Consider the following 19,451-nt stretch of genomic DNA (forward strand, 5'->3'; position numbering starts at 1 on the left):
TAAATACCTCCGGAAGGCTTATTTCATTAGAATAATTGATGGTGTACGAGGGCTGTCGGACAAGTAACCTTGCAGTTAAAAGGGGCATTCGCCTCAACCAGACGAAAAGCAAACGTTCAGGCTCCATCAAGGCGTAACGCTGACCTGATGTACCTGCAAATTCGGCAAAACAAGCATCTGCTGCGTATAGCATAGAACTCATTTTAAGCCAAATTATGCCAGCAGAACAAGCAACACAATACGATGCCGTAATAATCGGAGCCGGGCAAGGCGGCACTCCCTTGGCCAAAGAATTAGCCGGTGCCGGCTGGAAAGTTGCATTAGTAGAAGCAGACAAGGTAGGCGGTTCGTGTGTAAACTACGGCTGCACTCCTACCAAAACCTTGCTTGCAAGTGCTCAGGTGGCGCACACTGTGCGGCAGGCAGCCGTATTTGGTGTGGAGGCGAAGCTAAACCAGGTAAACATGCAGGCTGTAAAAGAAAGGCGCGATGCGGTGGTGAAGCAGTTCAGGCAGGGCAGCCAAACCGGACTCGAAAAATCGGCCGTAGACCTTATTTTCGGGAAAGCTTCCTTTTTAAATAAAGACACGCTCGAGATCCTTTTAGAAGACGGAAAAACGCAACAGCTAACAGCGGAAAAAACCATTATCAATACTGGAGCCAGCCCCAGAACTCCTGCACTTGATGGACTGGAAGAGGTGCCGTACCTTACGCATAAAACCATTCAGGAGCTAACTGTACTGCCAAAGCACCTGGTCATAATTGGTGGCGGCTACATTGCCGTGGAATTTGGGCAAATGTTCAGCCGCTTTGGCAGCAAGGTAACTATTGTGCAGCGCAGCAACCAACTCCTCTCACGCGAAGACCCTGATGTAGCAGAAGCCCTGCAACAGATCCTGACTTCGGAAGGAATCGAGGTACTACTTAATGCAGAGCCTCAGCAGGTAAAAGAGCAGGAAAAGGAAAATATTACCCTCACCTACAAAGATGCGGCTGGTAAGAAGCAGGAGTTGCACGGCAGCCACCTCCTGCTGGCCGTAGGCGTAAAACCCAATACGCAGACGCTACAGCTGCAAAAAGCAGGCATCGAAACCGACGAGAAAGGAAACATCAAAACAGACAAACACCTGCGCACAACCTGCGAGGGCGTGTATGCTATTGGCGACGTAAAAGGTGGCCCCATGTTTACGCACATCTCTTACGACGATTTCAGGATACTGCGCGATGCGTTTCTGCACCAGAAGTCGAGAAGCACAGATGAGCGGCCAATACCTTACTGCGTTTTTACGGACCCACAGCTTGGCCGCATCGGCCTTACCGAAAAGCAGGCCCGGGAGCAGCAAAAAAAATTCAGAATTGCCCAGCTCGACATGAAAACAGTTGCCCGCGGCATAGAAACAGGCAACACACAAGGTTTTTATAAAGTGCTGGTCGATGCAGAGACAGACCAATTGTTGGGTGCCGCCATACTGGCTCCTGAAGGAGGCGAAATTATGTCGGCCCTTCAAATTGCTATGATGGGTAAGCTTACCTACCAACAGCTGCAGGAAGGTATGTTCGCGCACCCTACCTATATCGAATCTTTCAACAATCTGTTTATGAACTTAAACCAGGAAAAGAAGTAAACTTTCTGCCCCTTGCTCCAAAAGCCTATAAATACCTCCGGAAGGTCCATTCCATTAGAAGAATTTGTATTATAGGCTTATTTCCTGGGTTGGAGATTTGATGAAGTAAAAAATTGAAAATTTTAGTTATGTTGGAATGGAATAGTTTGAAGTTCTTAACTTCCTTCTCTCCTGTGTCTTGACCCCTGTGTCGTATACCTCTAAAATAGCCTTTGCAAGGCTGTTTTCATTAGAATAATTCTGGCACATATGCTCCTGCCCCTGCTCTGCATGCCCAAACAGCCAATTGAAAAAGAAAATTGAACAAACTCGTGGGCGGCTATGTTATACACTCAATACGGCCATAAGGCTGTAAAATAAGCAGTTAATAAATTCATAATCAGTTTATTTCGGGCAAGCTACTAAAAGTCTGAACCCTTTTATGTACCTTTGCGGCTCGAAAACTCAATTCAATGCAAAATATTCGAAATATCGCGATTATCGCACACGTTGACCACGGCAAGACTACACTCGTGGATAAGATCATTCATGCTTCAAAGCTATTTGCTGACCACCAGCACTTTGATGACCTGATCCTGGATAACAATGACCTGGAACGCGAACGCGGTATCACGATCGTTTCCAAAAACGTTTCTGTTCGTTACAAAGACGTAAAAATAAACATCATCGACACTCCTGGTCACGCCGACTTTGGTGGTGAGGTAGAGCGCGTTCTTAAAATGGCCGATGGTGTTCTGCTGCTGGTAGATGCCTTTGAAGGTGCCATGCCGCAAACTCGCTTCGTACTTGGTAAAGCCATTCAACTTGGCCTGAAGCCAATTGTAGTGGTAAACAAAGTAGACAAAGAAAACTGCCGTCCTGATGAGGTGCACGAGCAAGTGTTCGACCTGATGTTTAACCTCGAAGCCTCAGAAGACCAGTTGGATTTCACAACACTGTACGGCTCTTCTAAGCAAGGCTGGATGAGCACCGACTGGACCAAACCAACTGACAACATCACGCCGCTTCTCGACGCGATTATTGATGTTATTCCTGCTGCCCCTTATCTGGAAGGAACGCCTCAGATGCAGATCACCTCTCTCGACTACTCGTCGTTTGTAGGTCGTATCGCAATTGGTCGTGTGCACCGTGGCACACTTAAAGAAGGCATGCCTATTAGCTTGTGCAAAGCTGATGGCAGCATCAAAAAAGGAAAAATAGCTGAACTTCAGGTTTTTGAAGGACTTGGCAGAAAGAGTGTTCCTGAGGTATCAGCCGGCGAAATTTGCGCTGTAACCGGTATCGAAGGTTTCGACATTGGCGATACCATAGCTGACCCTGTTACTCCAGAACCACTTAAGCGTATCTCGATTGATGAGCCAACTATGAACATGCTCTTCACGATCAACAACTCTCCTTTCTTCGGAAAAGAAGGTAAGTTCGTGACATCGCGCCACCTGCGTGACCGCCTGTTCAAAGAGACTGAGAAAAACCTGGCCCTGCGTGTGCAGGAAACCGACCGCGAAGATACCTTCCTTGTATTTGGTCGTGGTATTCTTCACTTGTCTGTACTGATCGAGACTATGCGTCGCGAAGGTTATGAGCTTCAGGTAGGTCAGCCACAGGTTATTTATAAAGAAATTGACGGTGTTCGTTGTGAGCCAATAGAGCACATGGTAGTAGATGTACCAGAAGAAACTGCCGGTAAGGTAATTGAACTGGTAACGCAGCGTAAAGGTGAGTTAACTATCATGGAGCCTAAGGGAGACCTGCAGCACCTGGAGTTCAACATTCCGGCGCGTGGTCTTATTGGCCTGCGTAACAACATCCTGACTGCTACAGCAGGTGAGGCCATCATGAATCACCGTTTCAGCCAGTATGAGCCACACAAAGGCAACATACCAGGCCGCATCAACGGTTCTATCATTTCTATGGAAACAGGCCCTGGAACTGCTTATTCTATCGATAAACTTCAGGATCGCGGTTCATTCTTTGTTGATCCGGGTGTAGATGTGTATATGGGCCAGGTAATCGGAGAGCATAGCCGCCAGAACGACATCACCGTTAACATTCAAAAAGGCAAGAAGCTGACCAACATGCGTGCTTCCGGTTCTGATAATAACGTAAAAATCGCTCCTGCCAAAAATTTCTCTCTGGAAGAAGCCATGGAATATATTCAGAAGGATGAACTACTGGAAATAACTCCAAAAAGCATCCGCATGCGTAAAATTTACCTCGACGAAAACGAGCGTAACCGCATGTCGAAGTCTGAAGGCTAAGTCTTTCACTTCAGTATAACAAAATCCCCCAGTCGACTTCTGTTGGCTGGGGGATTTTGTTTATAAGCACTAAACAACTACAATTTTCAGCTCTCTACATTTTTTAACAGGATACAACATTTCCGCTGAGCCCTATTCTCCAAAAATTTGCAAGCTAGTACTTTACAAGTTCCTGAAGTAAATAAACAACACGTCAACATGCAAATAGCTACTGAATATGCAACCTGCTTTCAAATCTAATTTGTAATAATGAAAAGACATTATAGAAGCACAACTGGTAGTCTCATTAAAAAGTGCCCTACCCGCATGGCTACTTTACATTGGCTAAATCATGGGTAGCAATCACTATCCAAACCTAAACCTCCTGCATACCCTAAAAGCTCCGGAAGGCCTTTTTCATTAGAATAATTCAGGAGTCAAGCTGAGACGTTTGAACACCATTGCAGATTAGCCACCACAGCACCTCTATCTGCTGCGTGCAAACCAAAATCTTCTAAAAAATGTTATACCCAAAAGCTCTGCAGCAGCGGCATCGAATCAGCATGTTTACTTCCTTGTTCTATTGAGCTACTACAAATTGGATGAAAACACCCCCAAAGTTCCTCTAAATGAATAACTATTTTTTGCTTAGAGATTGTAGAACCAAATTATTCAATACCTTAATTATCAATCAATTAGACAAACAACAAGCAACCTTAGAAATAGTGTCAAATAAAAAAAAAGATTTCACTTGCAGGAGTAATTCGCTGAAATTGTGAACAGATTAAATGGCCTCTATGACTTTCTGTCTCAACGAGTGCTTTAAATCAGTAGCATTAAATAGAGCAGAATCTGAGCATCAGGAACTCCGGTTCTGCACCACATAACCATATTAAAAAATACACCAATGGCATTAAACAAATATAGCCGCATTTATACACAAGACGACAGCCTCCCTGCTTCGCAGGCTATGCTCATCGGCTCTGGATTGTCGGAACAGGATTTGCGCAAGCCTTTTGTAGGCATTTGCTCTACTGGCTTTGAAGGCAACACCTGCAACATGCACCTCAACGACCTGGCAGACGATGTGAAACTGGGTGTCTCTGGTCTTGACTTGGTGGGGCTACGGTTTAATACTATTGGTGTAAGCGATGGCATTACCAACGGAACAGCCGGTATGCGCTATTCGCTGGTATCGCGTGAGATTATTGCTGACTCAATAGAGGCCATGGCTGGTGCGCATAATTACGATGCGCTGGCTTGCGTGGTAGGTTGCGACAAAAACATGCCTGGCTCCCTTATTGCCATGGCGCGCCTGAACCGCCCCAGCATGATGGTGTATGGTGGCACCATTAAAGGTGGCTTGTTTAAAGAAAATAAACTCAACATAGTGTCTTGCTTCGAAGCCTACGGCAAAAAGCTGAACGGCGAGATATCGGACGAAGACTATAAAGGTATTATCCGAAATGCCTGTCCTGGTCCTGGTGCCTGCGGTGGTATGTATACTGCCAATACCATGGCTTCTGCTGCAGAGGCATTGGGTATGTCGGTGCCTTACTCTTCGTCGCTGCCGGCTGTTAGCCAGGAGAAGCGCGATGAGTGCCTAAACGCAGGAACTTACCTGAAGCTCCTGCTCGAGAAAGACATCAAACCAAGAGATATACTGGTAAGAGAAGCCTTCGAAAATGCCATGGTGCTGATTACGGTGCTGGGCGGCTCTACCAACGCTGTTATTCACCTGATCGCCATTGCACATGCAGCCGGCATAAGACTGACTCTCGAAGATTTTCAGGAGGTAAGTAACCGGGTACCATTACTCGGCGACCTGAAGCCTAGCGGCAAATACCTGATGGAAGACCTGTTTGCAGTAGGTGGTGTTCCGGCTGTTATGAAAACTTTACTGAATGAAGGGTTGATCAACGGTGACCTGTTAACAGTAACCGGTAAAACAATAGCAGAGAACCTTGCTGATGTAAAGCCGCTTGGCGAAGAGCAAGACCTGCTGCGTCCGCTTTCTAACCCTATTAAGCCAGATGGCCATATCCAGATCCTGTACGGCAACCTGGCCACTAAAGGCGGTGTGGCTAAAATATCTGGTAAGGAGGGCGAGCGATTCGAAGGACCAGCGGTTGTCTTTAACTCAGAAGAAGAACTGAACGAAGGTATTGTAAACGGCAAGATAAAGGCTGGCAACGTGGTCGTTATTCGTTATGTCGGTCCTAAAGGAGGGCCTGGCATGCCAGAAATGCTCAAGCCTACTTCTGCTATCATGGGCGCAGGCCTTGGCGATAAAGTAGCCTTGATTACAGATGGTCGCTTTTCAGGGGGAACGCACGGTTTTGTAATAGGCCACGTAACGCCAGAGGCTTACGACGGAGGTAACATTGCCTTGGTAGAAGACGGAGACTGGATTGTGCTGGATGCCACTACCAACTCTATTCATATGATGGTAGACGACGCGCTGCTGAGTCTGCGCCGCGACAAATGGAGCAGACCGGCACCAAACGTGACACAGGGTGTGCTGCTGAAATATCGTAGAACAGTGAGCGATGCGAGTAACGGATGTATTACAGATTTAGAAGAAGCTTATGTTAACGAGAGAGAAACAAGCTCCGGAATTGCTTAAAGAAGAACAAGTAGCAGAAACTATCTCAGGTAGTGAAGCACTTATAAAAATACTCCTGGCAGAAGGAGTAGATACTATATTCGGTTATCCGGGTGGCGCTATCATGCCCATTTACGATGCTCTTTATGATTACCAGGATAAGGTGAACCACGTGCTGGTGCGCCACGAGCAGGGCGGTATACATGCCGGCCAGGGTTATGCCCGCTCCTCTGGCAAGGTGGGCGTTGTGTTTGCCACCAGTGGCCCCGGCGCCACCAACCTAATTACAGGCTTGGCCGATGCACAGATAGACAGCACGCCACTGGTTTGTATTACAGGGCAGGTGTTTGCGCACTTGCTGGGAACCGATGCCTTTCAGGAAGCAGACGTAATCAGCATCTCGGCTCCGGTTACCAAATGGAACTACCAGATTACCGATGCCAACGAGATTCCGGAAGTACTGGCAAAGGCCTTTTACTTTGCCAAAAGCGGTCGTCCGGGACCTGTGCTGATTGATATTGCCAAAAACGCGCAGCTCCAGAAATTTGAGTACAAAGGCTACAACCGCTGCGACCATGTGCGCAGCTACCGTCCAAAGCCTATTGTGCGAAAAGAATATATAGAGCAGGCAGCAGAAGTGATAAACGCAGCCCAAAAGCCTTTTGTGCTGTGGGGTCAGGGCATTATGTTAGGCTCAGCTGAGCAAGAATTTAAAGCATTTATAGAGAAAAGTGGCATACCGGCTGCCTGGACTATAATGGGCGCAGGCTCTCTGCCAAGTGACCATCCACAGAACGTAGGTATGCTCGGCATGCACGGCAACTATGGCCCCAATGTGCTCACAAACGAGTGCGATGTGCTGATTGCCATTGGTATGCGTTTTGATGACCGCGTAACCGGCCGATTAGATAAATATGCCAAACAAGCCAAAGTTATTCACTTCGACATTGATCCTTCTGAGATCGATAAAAATGTGAAGACAACTGTGCCAGTGTGGGGAGATTGCAAAGAAACATTGCCATTGCTTACTGAGCTCATTGAGCCAAAACAGCACACCGAATGGCTTCAGAAGTTCAGGGAATACGAAAAGCAGGAAATAGACGCTGTAATTCAAGACGAACTCTTCCCTACCTCAGAAGAAATGACGATGGGCGAGGTTATTCAGCAACTGAACGAACAGACAAAAGGTGAGGCCATTATAGTAACCGATGTTGGCCAGCACCAGATGGTGGCTTGCCGTTATGCTAAACTGAATAATACGCGCAGCAACATTACCAGCGGTGGTTTAGGCACCATGGGCTTTGCCCTGCCTGCTGCCATAGGCGCTAAATTCGGTGCTCAGGACAAAACTGTAGTGGCTGTAATAGGCGACGGTGGTTTCCAGATGACTTTGCAGGAACTGGGCACCATTATGCAGAGCGGCGTAGATGTAAAAATACTGATCCTGAACAACCAGTTCCTGGGTATGGTAAGGCAGTGGCAGGAGCTTTTCCACGAAAGACGCTATTCTTTTGTGGATATCACCAGCCCTAACTTTGTAACAGTAGCCAGCGGGTACGGCATTGCCGGCAAAAGCATCTCTAAAAGGGAAGAACTGCAAGGTGCATTGGCCGAAATGCTGACTCACCAGGGATCTTTCTTACTCGAAGTGATGGTAACCAAAGAGAATAATGTGTTCCCGATGGTACCGCAAGGATGCAGCGTAAGCGAGATCAGGCTGAAGTAATCTTCCATTCACAGAAGAAAACAAATTATGAGTAATCAACAGCAAATAGACAGGCAGGAATATAACATCACAGTTTACACGGAGAATACCATTGGCTTGCTTAATCGCATTGCTACTATTTTCTCCCGTCGTAAGCTCAATATCGACTCCCTGAACACTTCTCCTTCTGAAATCGAAGGAATACACCGTTTCAATATCGTGATTCAGGAAACAGAGGAGGTCGTTCGCAAACTTGCCAGCCAGATCGAAAAGCAAGTGGAAGTACTAAAAGTATACTACAACACCAACGACGATGTGATCTGGCAGGAAATGGCGCTGTACAAGGTGCCTACCGATATTATTGCCGAAAAAGCCCTGGTGGAGCGCCTGCTTCGTGAGAACGGTGCCCGTGCCGTGGTGATTCGGAAAGACTATACAGTGTTTGAAACAACCGGCCACCGCGAAGAAACAGACAACCTGATAAAGGTACTGCAGCCTTTCGGCCTGATTGAATTTGTACGCAGTGCCCGCATCGCCATCATAAAAGACAGCGAAGGGTTTAACAGAAAGCTGCGCGAGTTTGAACGCAAAGAACCAGGCCACGAAGTAATCGAAAACGAGTACCTCAACAGCCGCGACAAAGTGTTTACTATGTAAAAAGATGATAGATTATAAATGTTAGACACTAGATTTTGTTTTGAATAGTGCTTAGAGGCAGAGAGTTTTAGCTCCTTCCGTTATTCCACTTTTCTAAATCAAAATCTAATACCAAAGTCTAACATCTAGAATCTAGTATCTAGAATCTCTTAAAATAAACAATTTTTAACTAGCTAAAATCAGAATGGCAACTATCAATTTCGGAGGAGTAGACGAAACAGTTATCACCCGTGACGAATTCCCTCTTTCTAAAGCCCAGGAAGTACTTAAGAACGACGTAATCGCAGTAATCGGTTATGGAGTACAAGGTCCGGGGCAGGCTCTTAACATGAGAGACAATGGATTTAATGTTATTGTAGGACAGCGCAAAGACTCTCCTTCTTGGGATAGAGCTAAAAGTGATGGCTTTGTTGAAGGTGAATCATTATTCTCTATTGAAGAAGCGGTAGAGCGAGGCACGATCATCTGCAACTTGCTTTCTGATGCCGGACAAATTGCTGTTTGGCCAACTATCAAGGAAAGACTTACTCCTGGTAAGACCCTTTATTTCTCTCATGGCTTCGGCATCACGTTTAAGGAGCATACCAACATTATTCCTCCTGCTGATGTAGACGTGATCCTGGTTGCTCCTAAAGGCAGCGGTACCAGCCTTCGCAGATTATTCCTGGCCGGTGGTGGCCTAAACTCTTCTTTTGCTGTGTTCCAGGATGCTACTGGTAAAGCTTATGAGAAAGCAATTGCCATGGGTATTGGCGTAGGATCAGGTTACCTGTTCGAAACCGATTTCAAAAAAGAAGTATACAGCGACCTTACAGGTGAGCGTGGTGTATTGATGGGTGCCCTTGCTGGTATCATTGAAGCACAATATGCTGTACTGCGTGAGCGCGGACACTCTCCTTCTGAGGCATTTAACGAGACTGTAGAAGAATTAACGCAAAGCCTTGTGCCACTTGTAGGCGAAAACGGCATGGATTGGATGTATGCGAACTGCTCTGTAACTGCACAGCGTGGTGCCCTCGACTGGAAAGGCAAGTTCAGAGAAGCTACACTGCCAGTTCTGAACGAATTGTACGATAGCGTAGCCTCTGGCAAAGAAGCTCAACGCACCATTGAAAGAGGTTCTAACCCAGAGTACCGTCAGGACCTGGAGGCTGAGCTGAAAGAACTGCGTGAGTCAGAATTATGGCAAACAGGAGCTGTAGTAAGAAAACTGCGCTCTAAATAAGGAGTAAATTATTAATGGATAAAGCTATAGCCCCTTTAGATACTGTCGTCTCGCTCGAAAAAGTGGAGAAGGCAGCTAAGAACTTAAAAGGTGTAATTTACAAAACACCCCTACTGCAGAACCTCTCGCTCTCGCAACATTACAATGCTAATATTTACCTGAAGCGTGAGGACCTGCAGGTAGTACGGTCTTATAAAATTAGGGGCGCGTACAACAAAATGTGCGGTTTGGCTACCGAGGAGAAAGAACGCGAAATCGTTTGCTCCAGCGCCGGCAACCATGCACAGGGTGTTGCTTATGCCTGCCAGTTGTTAGGAATCAAGGGCTATATCTTTATGCCTTCTAATACACCTGCTCAAAAAGTGAGCAAAGTGCGCCTGTTCGGAAAAGAAATGGTAGAGGTAGTGCTTACCGGCAATACCTACGACGACACCTTTAAGGCGGCCAAAGAGTTTTGCGACAGCCGTGGCAGCACCTTTATTCCTCCCTTCGACGACATGGCCATTGTAGAAGGCCAGGCTACCGTGGGGATGGAAATCTTGAAAGATGCATCTTTCTCCATCGACTTCTGCTTTATGCCGATTGGTGGGGGTGGTTTAGCTTCAGGCTTGTCTAGTGTGTTTAAGCGCCTGAGCCCGCACACTAAGCTCATTGGCGTGCAACCAATGGGAGCACCGTCTATGTACCGCTCTATACAGGAGAACCAGCGCCTGATGCTTGACCAGATCGACAGCTTTGTGGATGGTGCCGCCGTGAAATGCCCGGGAGCGCTCACCTTTGAGATCTGTCGTGAGCTACTCGACGATGTGGTGCTTATACCTGAAGGTCAGATTTGTGAAGACATCCTGAAGATGTACAACGAGGAGGGCATTGTGCTGGAACCAGCAGGTACTCTTTCTATTTCAGCTTTAAAAGGTTATGCCTCGCAGATAGAAGGCAAAAATGTGGTTTGCGTAGTAAGTGGCAGCAACAACGATATTACCCGCATGGAGGATATCAAGGAGCGCGCCATGCAACACCAGGGCCTCAAGCACTACTTTATGGTTACTTTTAACCAGAAGCCTGGTGCGTTACGGACCTTTGTAAACAAGGTGCTGGACCCAGACCACGACATCATCCATTTTCAGTACATCAAAAAAAATAATAAGGAGAAAGGCCCTGTATTTGTAGGCATAGAGGTAAAGCATCCGCACGATGTGGAAACTATTAAGCTGAAAATGCTCGAAGAAGGATTCGCTTACGAATACCTGAACGGCAAACAGGACTTCCTGAACCTGCTCGTATAGCAGAAATCGCTTTTAATAAGAAGCCCTGCCTGATTCATTTCGGGCGGGGCTTTTTTTTGCCCAAGACAGGTTACATAGTTCAGACATAGTAAATCGCCCCAAAACAAGATCTCATTTAAATGAAAAACCGGGTGCTTCCGTCATAAAGACAAAAGCACCCGGTTAAATTTTGTAAGATTTCTATAATATAATATTATTGATTTCTATTTGCGTCAGCATCGATAGTTTCTGTTCTGGTGGTAGTATCTGTTTCAACTACAGTTTCTTCCACTTCATATTCTGAAACTTTAGTTTCTGAATCGATTACTGTTTCATTAGCATCGCTCTCAGTTCCAGCTTGATTATCGCAAGAATACAAACTGAATGAACCAAAAAGAACGGCTACTGCAAAAAATAACTTTTTCATGATCTACTTTTTTAGTTTAATTATTATAAATACGATATTTAACCAAATTATATATAGGCTTATCGTATATTTCTCATCTTTACGAACTTATACTTAGAAAGGATATATTTATTTTGCATTTTTTTCATAAACACGTTTTTAATCAACTTATAGTTAGTCTTTTAAGGTGCAATTATTCTAATGAATTTACCCTTCCAAAGTCATTTTTCCCTTATGTGGCTCTAGGGTATATGCGTGAGATAAGAAAACTGTGGCAGATGGAAAAATTAGAAATCAAAGCTATTGAATATAACTAGGGAGAAGACCCTTGGCTATTTTCTACAAGAATACCTCCGGAAGGACATTTTTATTAAAATAATTCGATACCTATAGCTACCATTTAGGCAAGTTAGAATAAGACCGACACCTGCGTTCTGCCGGTGTGTACTGCTCCTACTCCATTGGCTTTGCGCCCATCGTAGTTCACAGAAATATTAAGGCCATTGCTCAGGCGCTGCTGCACATTAAACGACCAGGTAAGGTTGTTGCCGGGGCGAAGGGCATTCAGAATTTCATAGGCAACGAAGGTGTTCTGATCACCATCGAACCGGATGTTAACATATTTGACGGTGCCAGCCAATGTACGTTTGCTTACCTGGTTTAGCCTTGTCTCTAATCCTAGTTCATGGAAGGTTCCCTCCTGCTGTAGCTCCTCATTGGTCTGCAGCACATCTTCGCGCACCGCATACTGGTAAGTTCCTGTAAACCGCAGCTTGGTGCCCGGCTGGTAGCTTAGCTCCGGGGTTAGCTCTTTCGATACAATTCTAAAGTTTTTGGAAGATAGAAAATTCGACCGGTTATCACGCACATGTTGTCCTACACTTACTTTGGAACCTAGCACCTCGTTCAGGTTAAGCCTACCAACTACGGCATGGCTCCCAAGGCTGCGCGTTTCGGCCCCATTAGCCAGCAACGATTTCTGCTGGTTCTGCTGAAAGGTATATTCTAGGCCATACTTCGGATTGGTGCGGTTAAAATAAAACGTGTTGCGCAAAGATTTTACTAACGATATCAGAAACTCGTCTTCAAAATTTTCACTGAAGGGATTGAAGCGGTTGGTAAGGTTCTCGTCGGTCGTCTTTTTATCGATACTCACAAAAGTGAGCACAGAAAAATGAGAGGCCAATCCTTTCCAGTTTTTCTGACTGTACCAGTTACGTGGGGCAGCCGTGTTTAACCTGTAGGTAAAGCGGTTGGTGTAGGCGTTGATGTACTCATCGGTGGGCAGAAATATTTTAATATACCGCTGTTGGTCTATTGTTTGGGCTTCCAGGTAGTCGTTCAGGTCGTTGAGGTTGCCGCCTTCTCGCATGTAGTGTGTTCCCTGCCCCGGCAGTGTCTCTCTAAAAATAAAGATTCGCTTCAGCTCCCGTCCTGTGCCAACAGAGTAACTAAACTCTGACCGGAAACTGCCATCCAAAAAACTGCCGTTCCAATCTACCCGCGACTGCACTGTTTCTTCGTTCTGGGCCGTGGCCAGTTCCAGCTTACGGTATGTTACCTGCAGCGCCAGGTCGTTCTCCTGCCCGATTTTAGTTTGCACCGTTCCATTGTATGTTTGTCCTACCTCGGGCAGGCCCATGGCACCATTTTCTGTAGGACGTAAGTCGGTGCGATGGCTGTAGTCGAGTCGAAATTTAGTTTTGGCCGTATCGTTGCTCTGTACATAGACCAGGTGTTCATCGAAATACATGGCAGAGCCTATAACAGCATCGGTGCCTGCCGCCGTAATTTTGTTTTTGTCGAAACGATACACATAGCCTGGCACAAACCAGCGGGTATTGTACTTTATGCCAACATCACCCCGAACCCACTCAGATTCCCGCTCCCCTTGTGCGCTGTTGAGCATAAAGAAGTTATTTTGCAGGTCAAGCCGCCCCAGCCGCTGCACCACATCCAGGTAGTGCTGCATGCCGTTTAGCTGCGAATCGCGGTTTCGGTGGCTAATACGGTAGTTGAACAGGTTGTGTGCATCTTTGGTAGCACCTACCGAAAAATTCAGAATATGGTCTGCCGCTTTCTTTTCTGCGCCTGTTAAGCTCCAGTCACGGTCAAATTCTATGGGCCTGTACCGGTCTATCGGCTGAAAATTTTCTTCTGTAAACTCATAGTTCAACACGCTGTTTACCTTGTACGGCCCCAGCACCGATACTTCCTTCTCCTGCACAGTATATCCCACCCGTACTGCCTTTCCCTGGTCATCGGGCGAGTCGAGCTTAGAAAACCGGTTGAGGTCATTTTCAGACACGGCACCTTCCACAAAAAAGTTGATGCCTTTCTGCAATTCATAAGATGCACCCAGGTTAACAAGCTGCTTTTTACGCGGGGTGGGCAGAATCCGGACAGGCGCGTAGCTACCCTGGGGCACCCCATTTACAGGAGCCACCCAGGTGTATACCCGGCCATTAACCGTGGAATTTGCTGCAACATAATCGCCTGCATTGGGGCCCACTTCTGTAAAGCGCACATTAAACCTGGCAGAATCCGGATTATTGGAGTAGCGGTAAATGGTAGCCACACCTTGCCCTTCATTAAAAGTTGTATCGAGGCGAGAATATAATACTTGGTTCGCATCAAATGGCACTTCAATGGCACCCGGAATAACAGCCATGTTCAAACTATCGCCAATACTTGCCAGCAGGCGCTTATCATCATCGCGGAGGTCCAGGTTCAGGAGGTTATTCGGGTTATCAGACTCATTGTAGTAGTTACCATACACCTTAAGCTTGCCCCATTTCTGGTAGTGGCTCAAGTTGTAGATGCCCCGGCTGTAGTTCATGTCGGAATATTCAAAATCTATTTTTAAACGGCTGTTTTTGGTAATGACATGGCGGGTTGTAAAGGTAATCTCTGCCTGATTATAATCTATGGTATAGTCAAAATCAAATCCTCTGGTTAGCAGCTTCCCATCCAGAAACACCCGCTCAGAGTTGGCGAGTACAATAATAAAGCGCTCGTTGTTAGGTCCGCGCAGGCGGTATGGCCCCTGCACCCCTTCCAATGCCTGCACCGTTTGAGATGCAAACTTACCCTTAGACACCGAAGCGGCCACCGTAGTAATACCTTGTCGCTCTGCCGACTTTCCCGTTATGGCCTCAAAGGCCGCTCCCTGCACATTTTTGTAGTACTGCAGAAAATAAGAAGGTCGGCTTTGCAATACCACGTCGCCGGCAGTGAGCTGCCATTGCTTGTGTTTCAGGGTAATGTATACCCGGTCGAACTCCTGCAGTTGCTGGGTGTTGCCCTCCGGCTGAAAAGGAATATTCTGATCTGTAATGGCTGCCGTAATACTAATGTCATCGGTTAACTTACCATCTAGTTGCAGGTTAAGCGCAGAGTTGACAAACACGTTTTGTGTATTTCCAAACGAGATTCCCCTCGAAATGCTACCAGTCTTGTTCAGTCCTGGAGTCTTAAATATTTCTTCGCGGGTAGCAAAGTCCTCCTGGTAAAAATTGTCTTTAAACGAGCTTACATCTAATTTGGCAATGTCTCTTTTGTATGCTGGCTTCGTCAGGTTAAGCGACATTACCCTAAAACAGACCAATACCGAATCGGCATTCCTGGCACCTGCTGAATCAGGAACAGGTACCTTGGTGAGTTTAAACTCGTTGGTAGAAAAATTGTAATCGAATTCGTATTCTTTGTTTCGGGCGCCTACAAAAGCAACGGAAGAGGGTAGCAGTGTGAGGGTATCGAGTACGACAGGGTCAGCGGATACAGGTATCCGGACACAGCGCTTGTTACTGACCGGTGCCTGTGCCAGTACAGGTAAGCTAAAACTGAAAAAGAATAGTATAAGGTACAGCTGCCTCATATTGGCTGTGCCAAGGGTAATAGTATAAAAAATGTAGTGCCTTTTTCTTCCTCCGTCTCAAACCAGATACTTCCGCCTGCATTTTCTATTCCCTTTTTAGCCACAGCCAATCCTATACCCGACCCAGAATACTTGGTACTGAAATTTGGAATAAACACCCTGTTCCGGATTTCTGCCGGAATGCCGTTCCCATTGTCTTGTATGGAAATTAAAACTTTATTTTCAGGTTGTGTCTCCAGAGATACCCGTAATTGTGGTTGCCTGTTTGTAGGAACAGCCTGAATAGCATTCAGTAGTAGGTTGTTGAAGCACCGCACCATCAGGCTTTCATCTGCCATCACCATAACTGGATGGCCAGGTATAGCTGTGGTAACAGTTGCTGTAGCCGTGTCGTGGTGCAGGTCTACTGCTTTGCGCAATGCTTCCGCCATATCCATCAGCTCGGCCTTTGGTTCTGGCATGGAGGTAAAATTAGAAAACGACGTAGCTATGTCGCTTAGTATATTTATCTGAGTAATAAGGGTATGCGAAATCTTATCGATGAGTTGCTCAGTATTTGGCTTTTTCTCGGCTATGGCTTTTTGCAGGTACTGCAGCGAGAGCTTCATAGGAGTAAGCGGATTTTTGATTTCGTGTGCCACTTGCCGCGCCATCTCACGCCACGCCGCTTCCTTCTCGCGCATGGCCAGTTCTATCTTGTTCTGCTCCAGTGTCAGTAGCATTCTGTTGTACTCTTGCACCAGCATTCCTATTTCGTCAGCGCCTTCATAAGCAAGCATTTCGTTTTTTCCGGTTAAAGACGTTTGCTTTAGCTTATTAGCCAACATACGAAGGGGTACAGTTAGTGCCCTGGAAGCAAAAAATGTAAGCACGATAAACATCATAAACATTACTGTAAAAATGTTCATGATGGTAGTAATTAATTCAATCAGCTTCAGGTCGAGCTGTTTCTCTGAATTAAAAAACGGGATGCCTATAAAACCTGCAATCTGGTCAGACTTTTCTCCTTCGTGGAGTGGCAGGTATACAGCGTTAAAAGTGAGGTTACCTGCCTGCTCATCTAAGAGCACCCGCAGCGCCTGCCTCTCGGAAATAGCCGCAAAAGCCTCCGGGTTAATCAACTGCGAAAGCAAACCTGCTTCAAAAATGAGAGGCTGGCTGGTTACCAGCAACCTACCATGGCGGTTGTAAACATTTACATCCGCTTCCGAAATGGAAGCCACTTCCAGCACATGCCGCAATAGCCAGTTCTTCTGCACCATCAGGTCCCGGTTCAGCACCCTTCTGAGGTTTTGTTGAATCGCTTCGCCCCTTTGCTCATAAGAGCGCATCAGGTCTTTTCGATAAGATGCAGTTACTAAGCTTGCCGTAACAAGACTAACCAGCAACAGCGGCAGTAAAATACCGAAGTTCAGGAAAATCTGAATTTTAGTACTGAAATTGGGGCTATACGCCTTAAAACGACGACGCTGCAGCAACAGCCCCACTAACACGCATATAATTACACCTGCGGTAAAAAACAGGAACAGAAAGGAGAAATTAGATAGTAGTTCTCTTCCTCCGTACTGTTCAGTAGTAATAACCAGCACCTGCTCCTGCACCTTTTCGTTGCGAATGCCAACATGATGATAACCATCGTTGGTTGTGCCTTTCCTGTAAAGCTCACTTCTGTTTAGCAGCGGTTTACTAAAGTTGGTGGCATAATCATATTCTCCTTCACTATAGCTTAATTTGCCATTATCATACAAAGCATAACTCAACCTGTCTGCCCGAAACGGCTGGTTGTGTTTCTGGTCTACCAGAAGTTCCGGCACCACACTATTAGGCAGCAACCTCTTGAGACTGAGCTGCAGAATAATGGTGCCCCTCTGCCAGTTATTGATAGGAACAGGAATTACCTTCAGGTAAGTACGGGTATTAAATTTGCCAGGCTCACGCACCAGGAACAAGTTTCTATGTTCGGTTCTGGTTTGAGGCGTATCGTATTTGGCTAATAATTCCTGCAGGGTTGGCACGGCACTGTCTGCACTTTCTAAGGCTAGCCCATCGCTATCGAAAAGCAGTACATTGGTCTCATATTTATCAAAATAATCTCGAAGGTACTGCTTGGAAATTTTTCTTCTGATAAAATAAGGATCTACATAAGGACCCTTCATTTTAAGTTGTATAAGCGGATCAGCAGCAATTTTAGCCGCCACATCCTCCAAAAGATATTCGCCCAATACATCATTCTCTTCCAGAATGGTACGACCAAACTTTTGTTTATACTCTTTCAGCTCATTCTGGTAATGGGTATAAATAGCCGTAGCACCTGTTAAGGCGCTAATGGAAATAATAATAAAGATAAACAAATAGCTCCTGTACGGAAAGCTGACTGCATGCCGGTATTGTGCGGACATAACAACGAGCAACCAGAAGCAGACACCGATTAGCACAAGCCCGCTCAGGTGCGGTGTTAACCAAAGGGTAAATACAAATAGCCCCAGAGCAATTGCACCCAATACTTTATAAACCCATATTTTCTCTTCCAGCTGCAATAATACAGAAACTACTGTAGCCAGAATGTAAGTAAATACGCACAGAGAAACGGTGTGCAAAAACATGACACCGTAAATAATAATTTTATACTTAGTAAACTCTAAGGACTGGCTAATATCGAGCACCAGCGGAGAGTTATGATAAATGCCGTAATAAAATTGGTAAAGTATGGCGAGCAGCAAAAAGAATGCACAGAAGCAGCCAACTAGTAGCTGCCTCACTTTTCCTTTTTTCAATAACTTTAACTGCCGGGTAACTTCATTCTTTTTAAATAAGTAAGCCGCTGCCCAGGCTACTACACCGAGCAAAAGCATGTTAATGGCCATATCTCCTACCGACGGCGACCAAAAAGAAGCTGCATAAACCCGAGGGTCGAATAACTCAATATCGGCAAGGCTAAAAGGCAGGTTGAGGAAAAGCAGGAGCACCCTGAATACTAAAAGCAAGAGCAGCAGCAGGAACACTCCTTCATTAAACCTGCCTTTACGAATTAATGCTCTGGCTCTTGCCAAAGCAAATAATATAAACAATAAGCAGCCCGCAGAGAAAAGCATGAATTCCAATATACTTGATCCGGCTTCTGTTCTGGCAACACCAAAATCAAGCGAAAACAAAAACTCGCCGTCTGCTGTGGAAACCTTAGGCAATTGAGGCAAAGGCTCTAGCACTAAAGCAGCTGTAATGTTGCCAAATATGTTTTTCTGAAGCCCCGAAGAAAGGTAGTCATTACTTATTCGGTAATCGATCTGGAGAGGAATAAACACCAGGATATTATAACTTCGAACCTGATGAGGTACCACAATAAAAGCACCATACGCATTTCGAACTGTTATAGGCCTTTTTGTTTTCGGAGGATAATCTAGATCAGGAATAATGGTATGGTCTGACCAGAAAACCAACCGATCGTTACTGTAAACAAAAGTCGGATAATTGGTTTGGCCCAATAACCTGGAAAAAGACAAAGTATGCTGCTCTAGTTGTTTTCCAACCAGCATGGCATCGTCGTGAGCAGCCTCAATACTAGCTTCTACCTGCTCACCAATAGTCTCCACCACAGATTCGTAGTTACCAGTTGGCTTTGATAACAAGAAATTGAAATGTAACGCAGCCGTAGCTAAAAAGCACAACAACGCTAGGATTAGTAAAAGGACAGGCGTAACCTTTCGATTCAAAGCAGATTAGTTTATCTACGAAAATAAGTAAAACGACACAGAAGTGCTATTCCTTTAAAGGAACTCCTTACTTGCCGCTATAACTACGATCGAATTTAGTGCCAGAATAGTATTGGAGAGCATCAAGACACGGAGGTAT

General features: G+C 45.8%; 10 protein-coding genes. 7 read left to right on the forward strand and 3 right to left on the reverse strand.

The features are described 5' to 3' along the window. Positions 1–215: 215 nt before the first annotated feature. From ACMA1I_RS09740 to ilvA, 7 genes are all read left to right on the forward strand, one after another. A complete protein-coding gene (locus tag ACMA1I_RS09740) occupies positions 216–1,625 on the forward strand; it encodes a mercuric reductase (protein ID WP_337068126.1) in 1,410 nt (469 codons plus the stop codon). A gap of 452 nt (positions 1,626–2,077) precedes the next feature. Then, on the forward strand, positions 2,078–3,883 hold the full coding sequence (gene typA, locus ACMA1I_RS09745) for a translational GTPase TypA (protein WP_337068127.1): 1,806 nt from the start codon (positions 2,078–2,080) through the stop codon (positions 3,881–3,883). A gap of 886 nt (positions 3,884–4,769) precedes the next feature. Further along, positions 4,770–6,488 (forward strand): dihydroxy-acid dehydratase, encoded by a 1,719-nt coding sequence (ilvD, locus tag ACMA1I_RS09750; RefSeq protein ID WP_337068128.1) that lies wholly within the window; start codon positions 4,770–4,772, stop codon positions 6,486–6,488. Continuing rightward, positions 6,451–8,193: a biosynthetic-type acetolactate synthase large subunit gene (gene ilvB / locus ACMA1I_RS09755; protein WP_337068129.1), complete on the forward strand. Its 1,743-nt coding sequence runs from the start codon at positions 6,451–6,453 to the stop codon at positions 8,191–8,193. The genes ilvD and ilvB overlap by 38 nt, the downstream gene beginning before the upstream one ends. A 27-nt stretch (positions 8,194–8,220) precedes the next feature. Next, on the forward strand, positions 8,221–8,829 hold the full coding sequence (ilvN, locus tag ACMA1I_RS09760) for an acetolactate synthase small subunit (RefSeq protein ID WP_337068130.1): 609 nt from the start codon (positions 8,221–8,223) through the stop codon (positions 8,827–8,829). 184 nt (positions 8,830–9,013) lie between these two features. After that, positions 9,014–10,054 carry a ketol-acid reductoisomerase gene (gene ilvC, locus ACMA1I_RS09765; RefSeq protein ID WP_337068131.1) on the forward strand — a complete coding sequence of 347 codons (1,041 nt, stop codon included), beginning with the start codon at positions 9,014–9,016 and terminating at the stop codon, positions 10,052–10,054. A gap of 14 nt (positions 10,055–10,068) precedes the next feature. After that, on the forward strand, positions 10,069–11,340 hold the full coding sequence (gene ilvA / locus ACMA1I_RS09770) for a threonine ammonia-lyase IlvA (protein ID WP_337068132.1): 1,272 nt from the start codon (positions 10,069–10,071) through the stop codon (positions 11,338–11,340). Positions 11,341–11,533: 193 nt separating this feature from the next. On the opposite strand, the gene ACMA1I_RS09775 is transcribed toward ilvA, so the two are convergent. The 3 genes from ACMA1I_RS09775 to ACMA1I_RS09785 all read right to left on the reverse strand — a co-directional run bounded on the left by ACMA1I_RS09775 (position 11,534) and on the right by ACMA1I_RS09785 (position 19,228). Beyond that, positions 11,534–11,746, reverse strand: coding sequence for a hypothetical protein (locus ACMA1I_RS09775; protein ID WP_337068133.1), 213 nt, complete (start codon positions 11,744–11,746; stop codon positions 11,534–11,536). A gap of 388 nt (positions 11,747–12,134) precedes the next feature. After that, positions 12,135–15,602, reverse strand: a complete 3,468-nt coding sequence (locus ACMA1I_RS09780; RefSeq protein ID WP_337068134.1) for a hypothetical protein — start codon at positions 15,600–15,602, stop codon at positions 12,135–12,137. Beyond that, positions 15,599–19,228 carry a HAMP domain-containing sensor histidine kinase gene (locus tag ACMA1I_RS09785; protein ID WP_337068135.1) on the reverse strand — a complete coding sequence of 1,210 codons (3,630 nt, stop codon included), beginning with the start codon at positions 19,226–19,228 and terminating at the stop codon, positions 15,599–15,601. Before ACMA1I_RS09785 ends, ACMA1I_RS09780 begins: the two co-directional genes overlap by 4 nt. Between the last annotated feature and the right edge of the window lie 223 nt (positions 19,229–19,451).

Source organism: Pontibacter sp. 13R65 (assembly GCF_047525655.1).
Taxonomy (GTDB): domain Bacteria; phylum Bacteroidota; class Bacteroidia; order Cytophagales; family Hymenobacteraceae; genus Pontibacter.

Bases quoted from the DNA above. Each gene is read 5' to 3' on its own strand.
- ilvB (WP_337068129.1), top strand. From the start codon at position 6,451: ATGTTAACGAGAGAGAAACAAGCTCCGGAATTGCTTAAAGAAGAACAA.
- ACMA1I_RS09740 (WP_337068126.1), top strand. From the start codon at position 216: ATGCCAGCAGAACAAGCAACACAATACGATGCCGTAATAATCGGAGCC.
- ilvC (WP_337068131.1), top strand. From the start codon at position 9,014: ATGGCAACTATCAATTTCGGAGGAGTAGACGAAACAGTTATCACCCGT.
- typA (WP_337068127.1), top strand. From the start codon at position 2,078: ATGCAAAATATTCGAAATATCGCGATTATCGCACACGTTGACCACGGC.
- ilvA (WP_337068132.1), top strand. From the start codon at position 10,069: ATGGATAAAGCTATAGCCCCTTTAGATACTGTCGTCTCGCTCGAAAAA.
- ilvD (WP_337068128.1), top strand. From the start codon at position 4,770: ATGGCATTAAACAAATATAGCCGCATTTATACACAAGACGACAGCCTC.
- ACMA1I_RS09775 (WP_337068133.1), bottom strand. From the start codon at position 11,746: ATGAAAAAGTTATTTTTTGCAGTAGCCGTTCTTTTTGGTTCATTCAGT.
- ilvN (WP_337068130.1), top strand. From the start codon at position 8,221: ATGAGTAATCAACAGCAAATAGACAGGCAGGAATATAACATCACAGTT.
- ACMA1I_RS09780 (WP_337068134.1), bottom strand. From the start codon at position 15,602: ATGAGGCAGCTGTACCTTATACTATTCTTTTTCAGTTTTAGCTTACCT.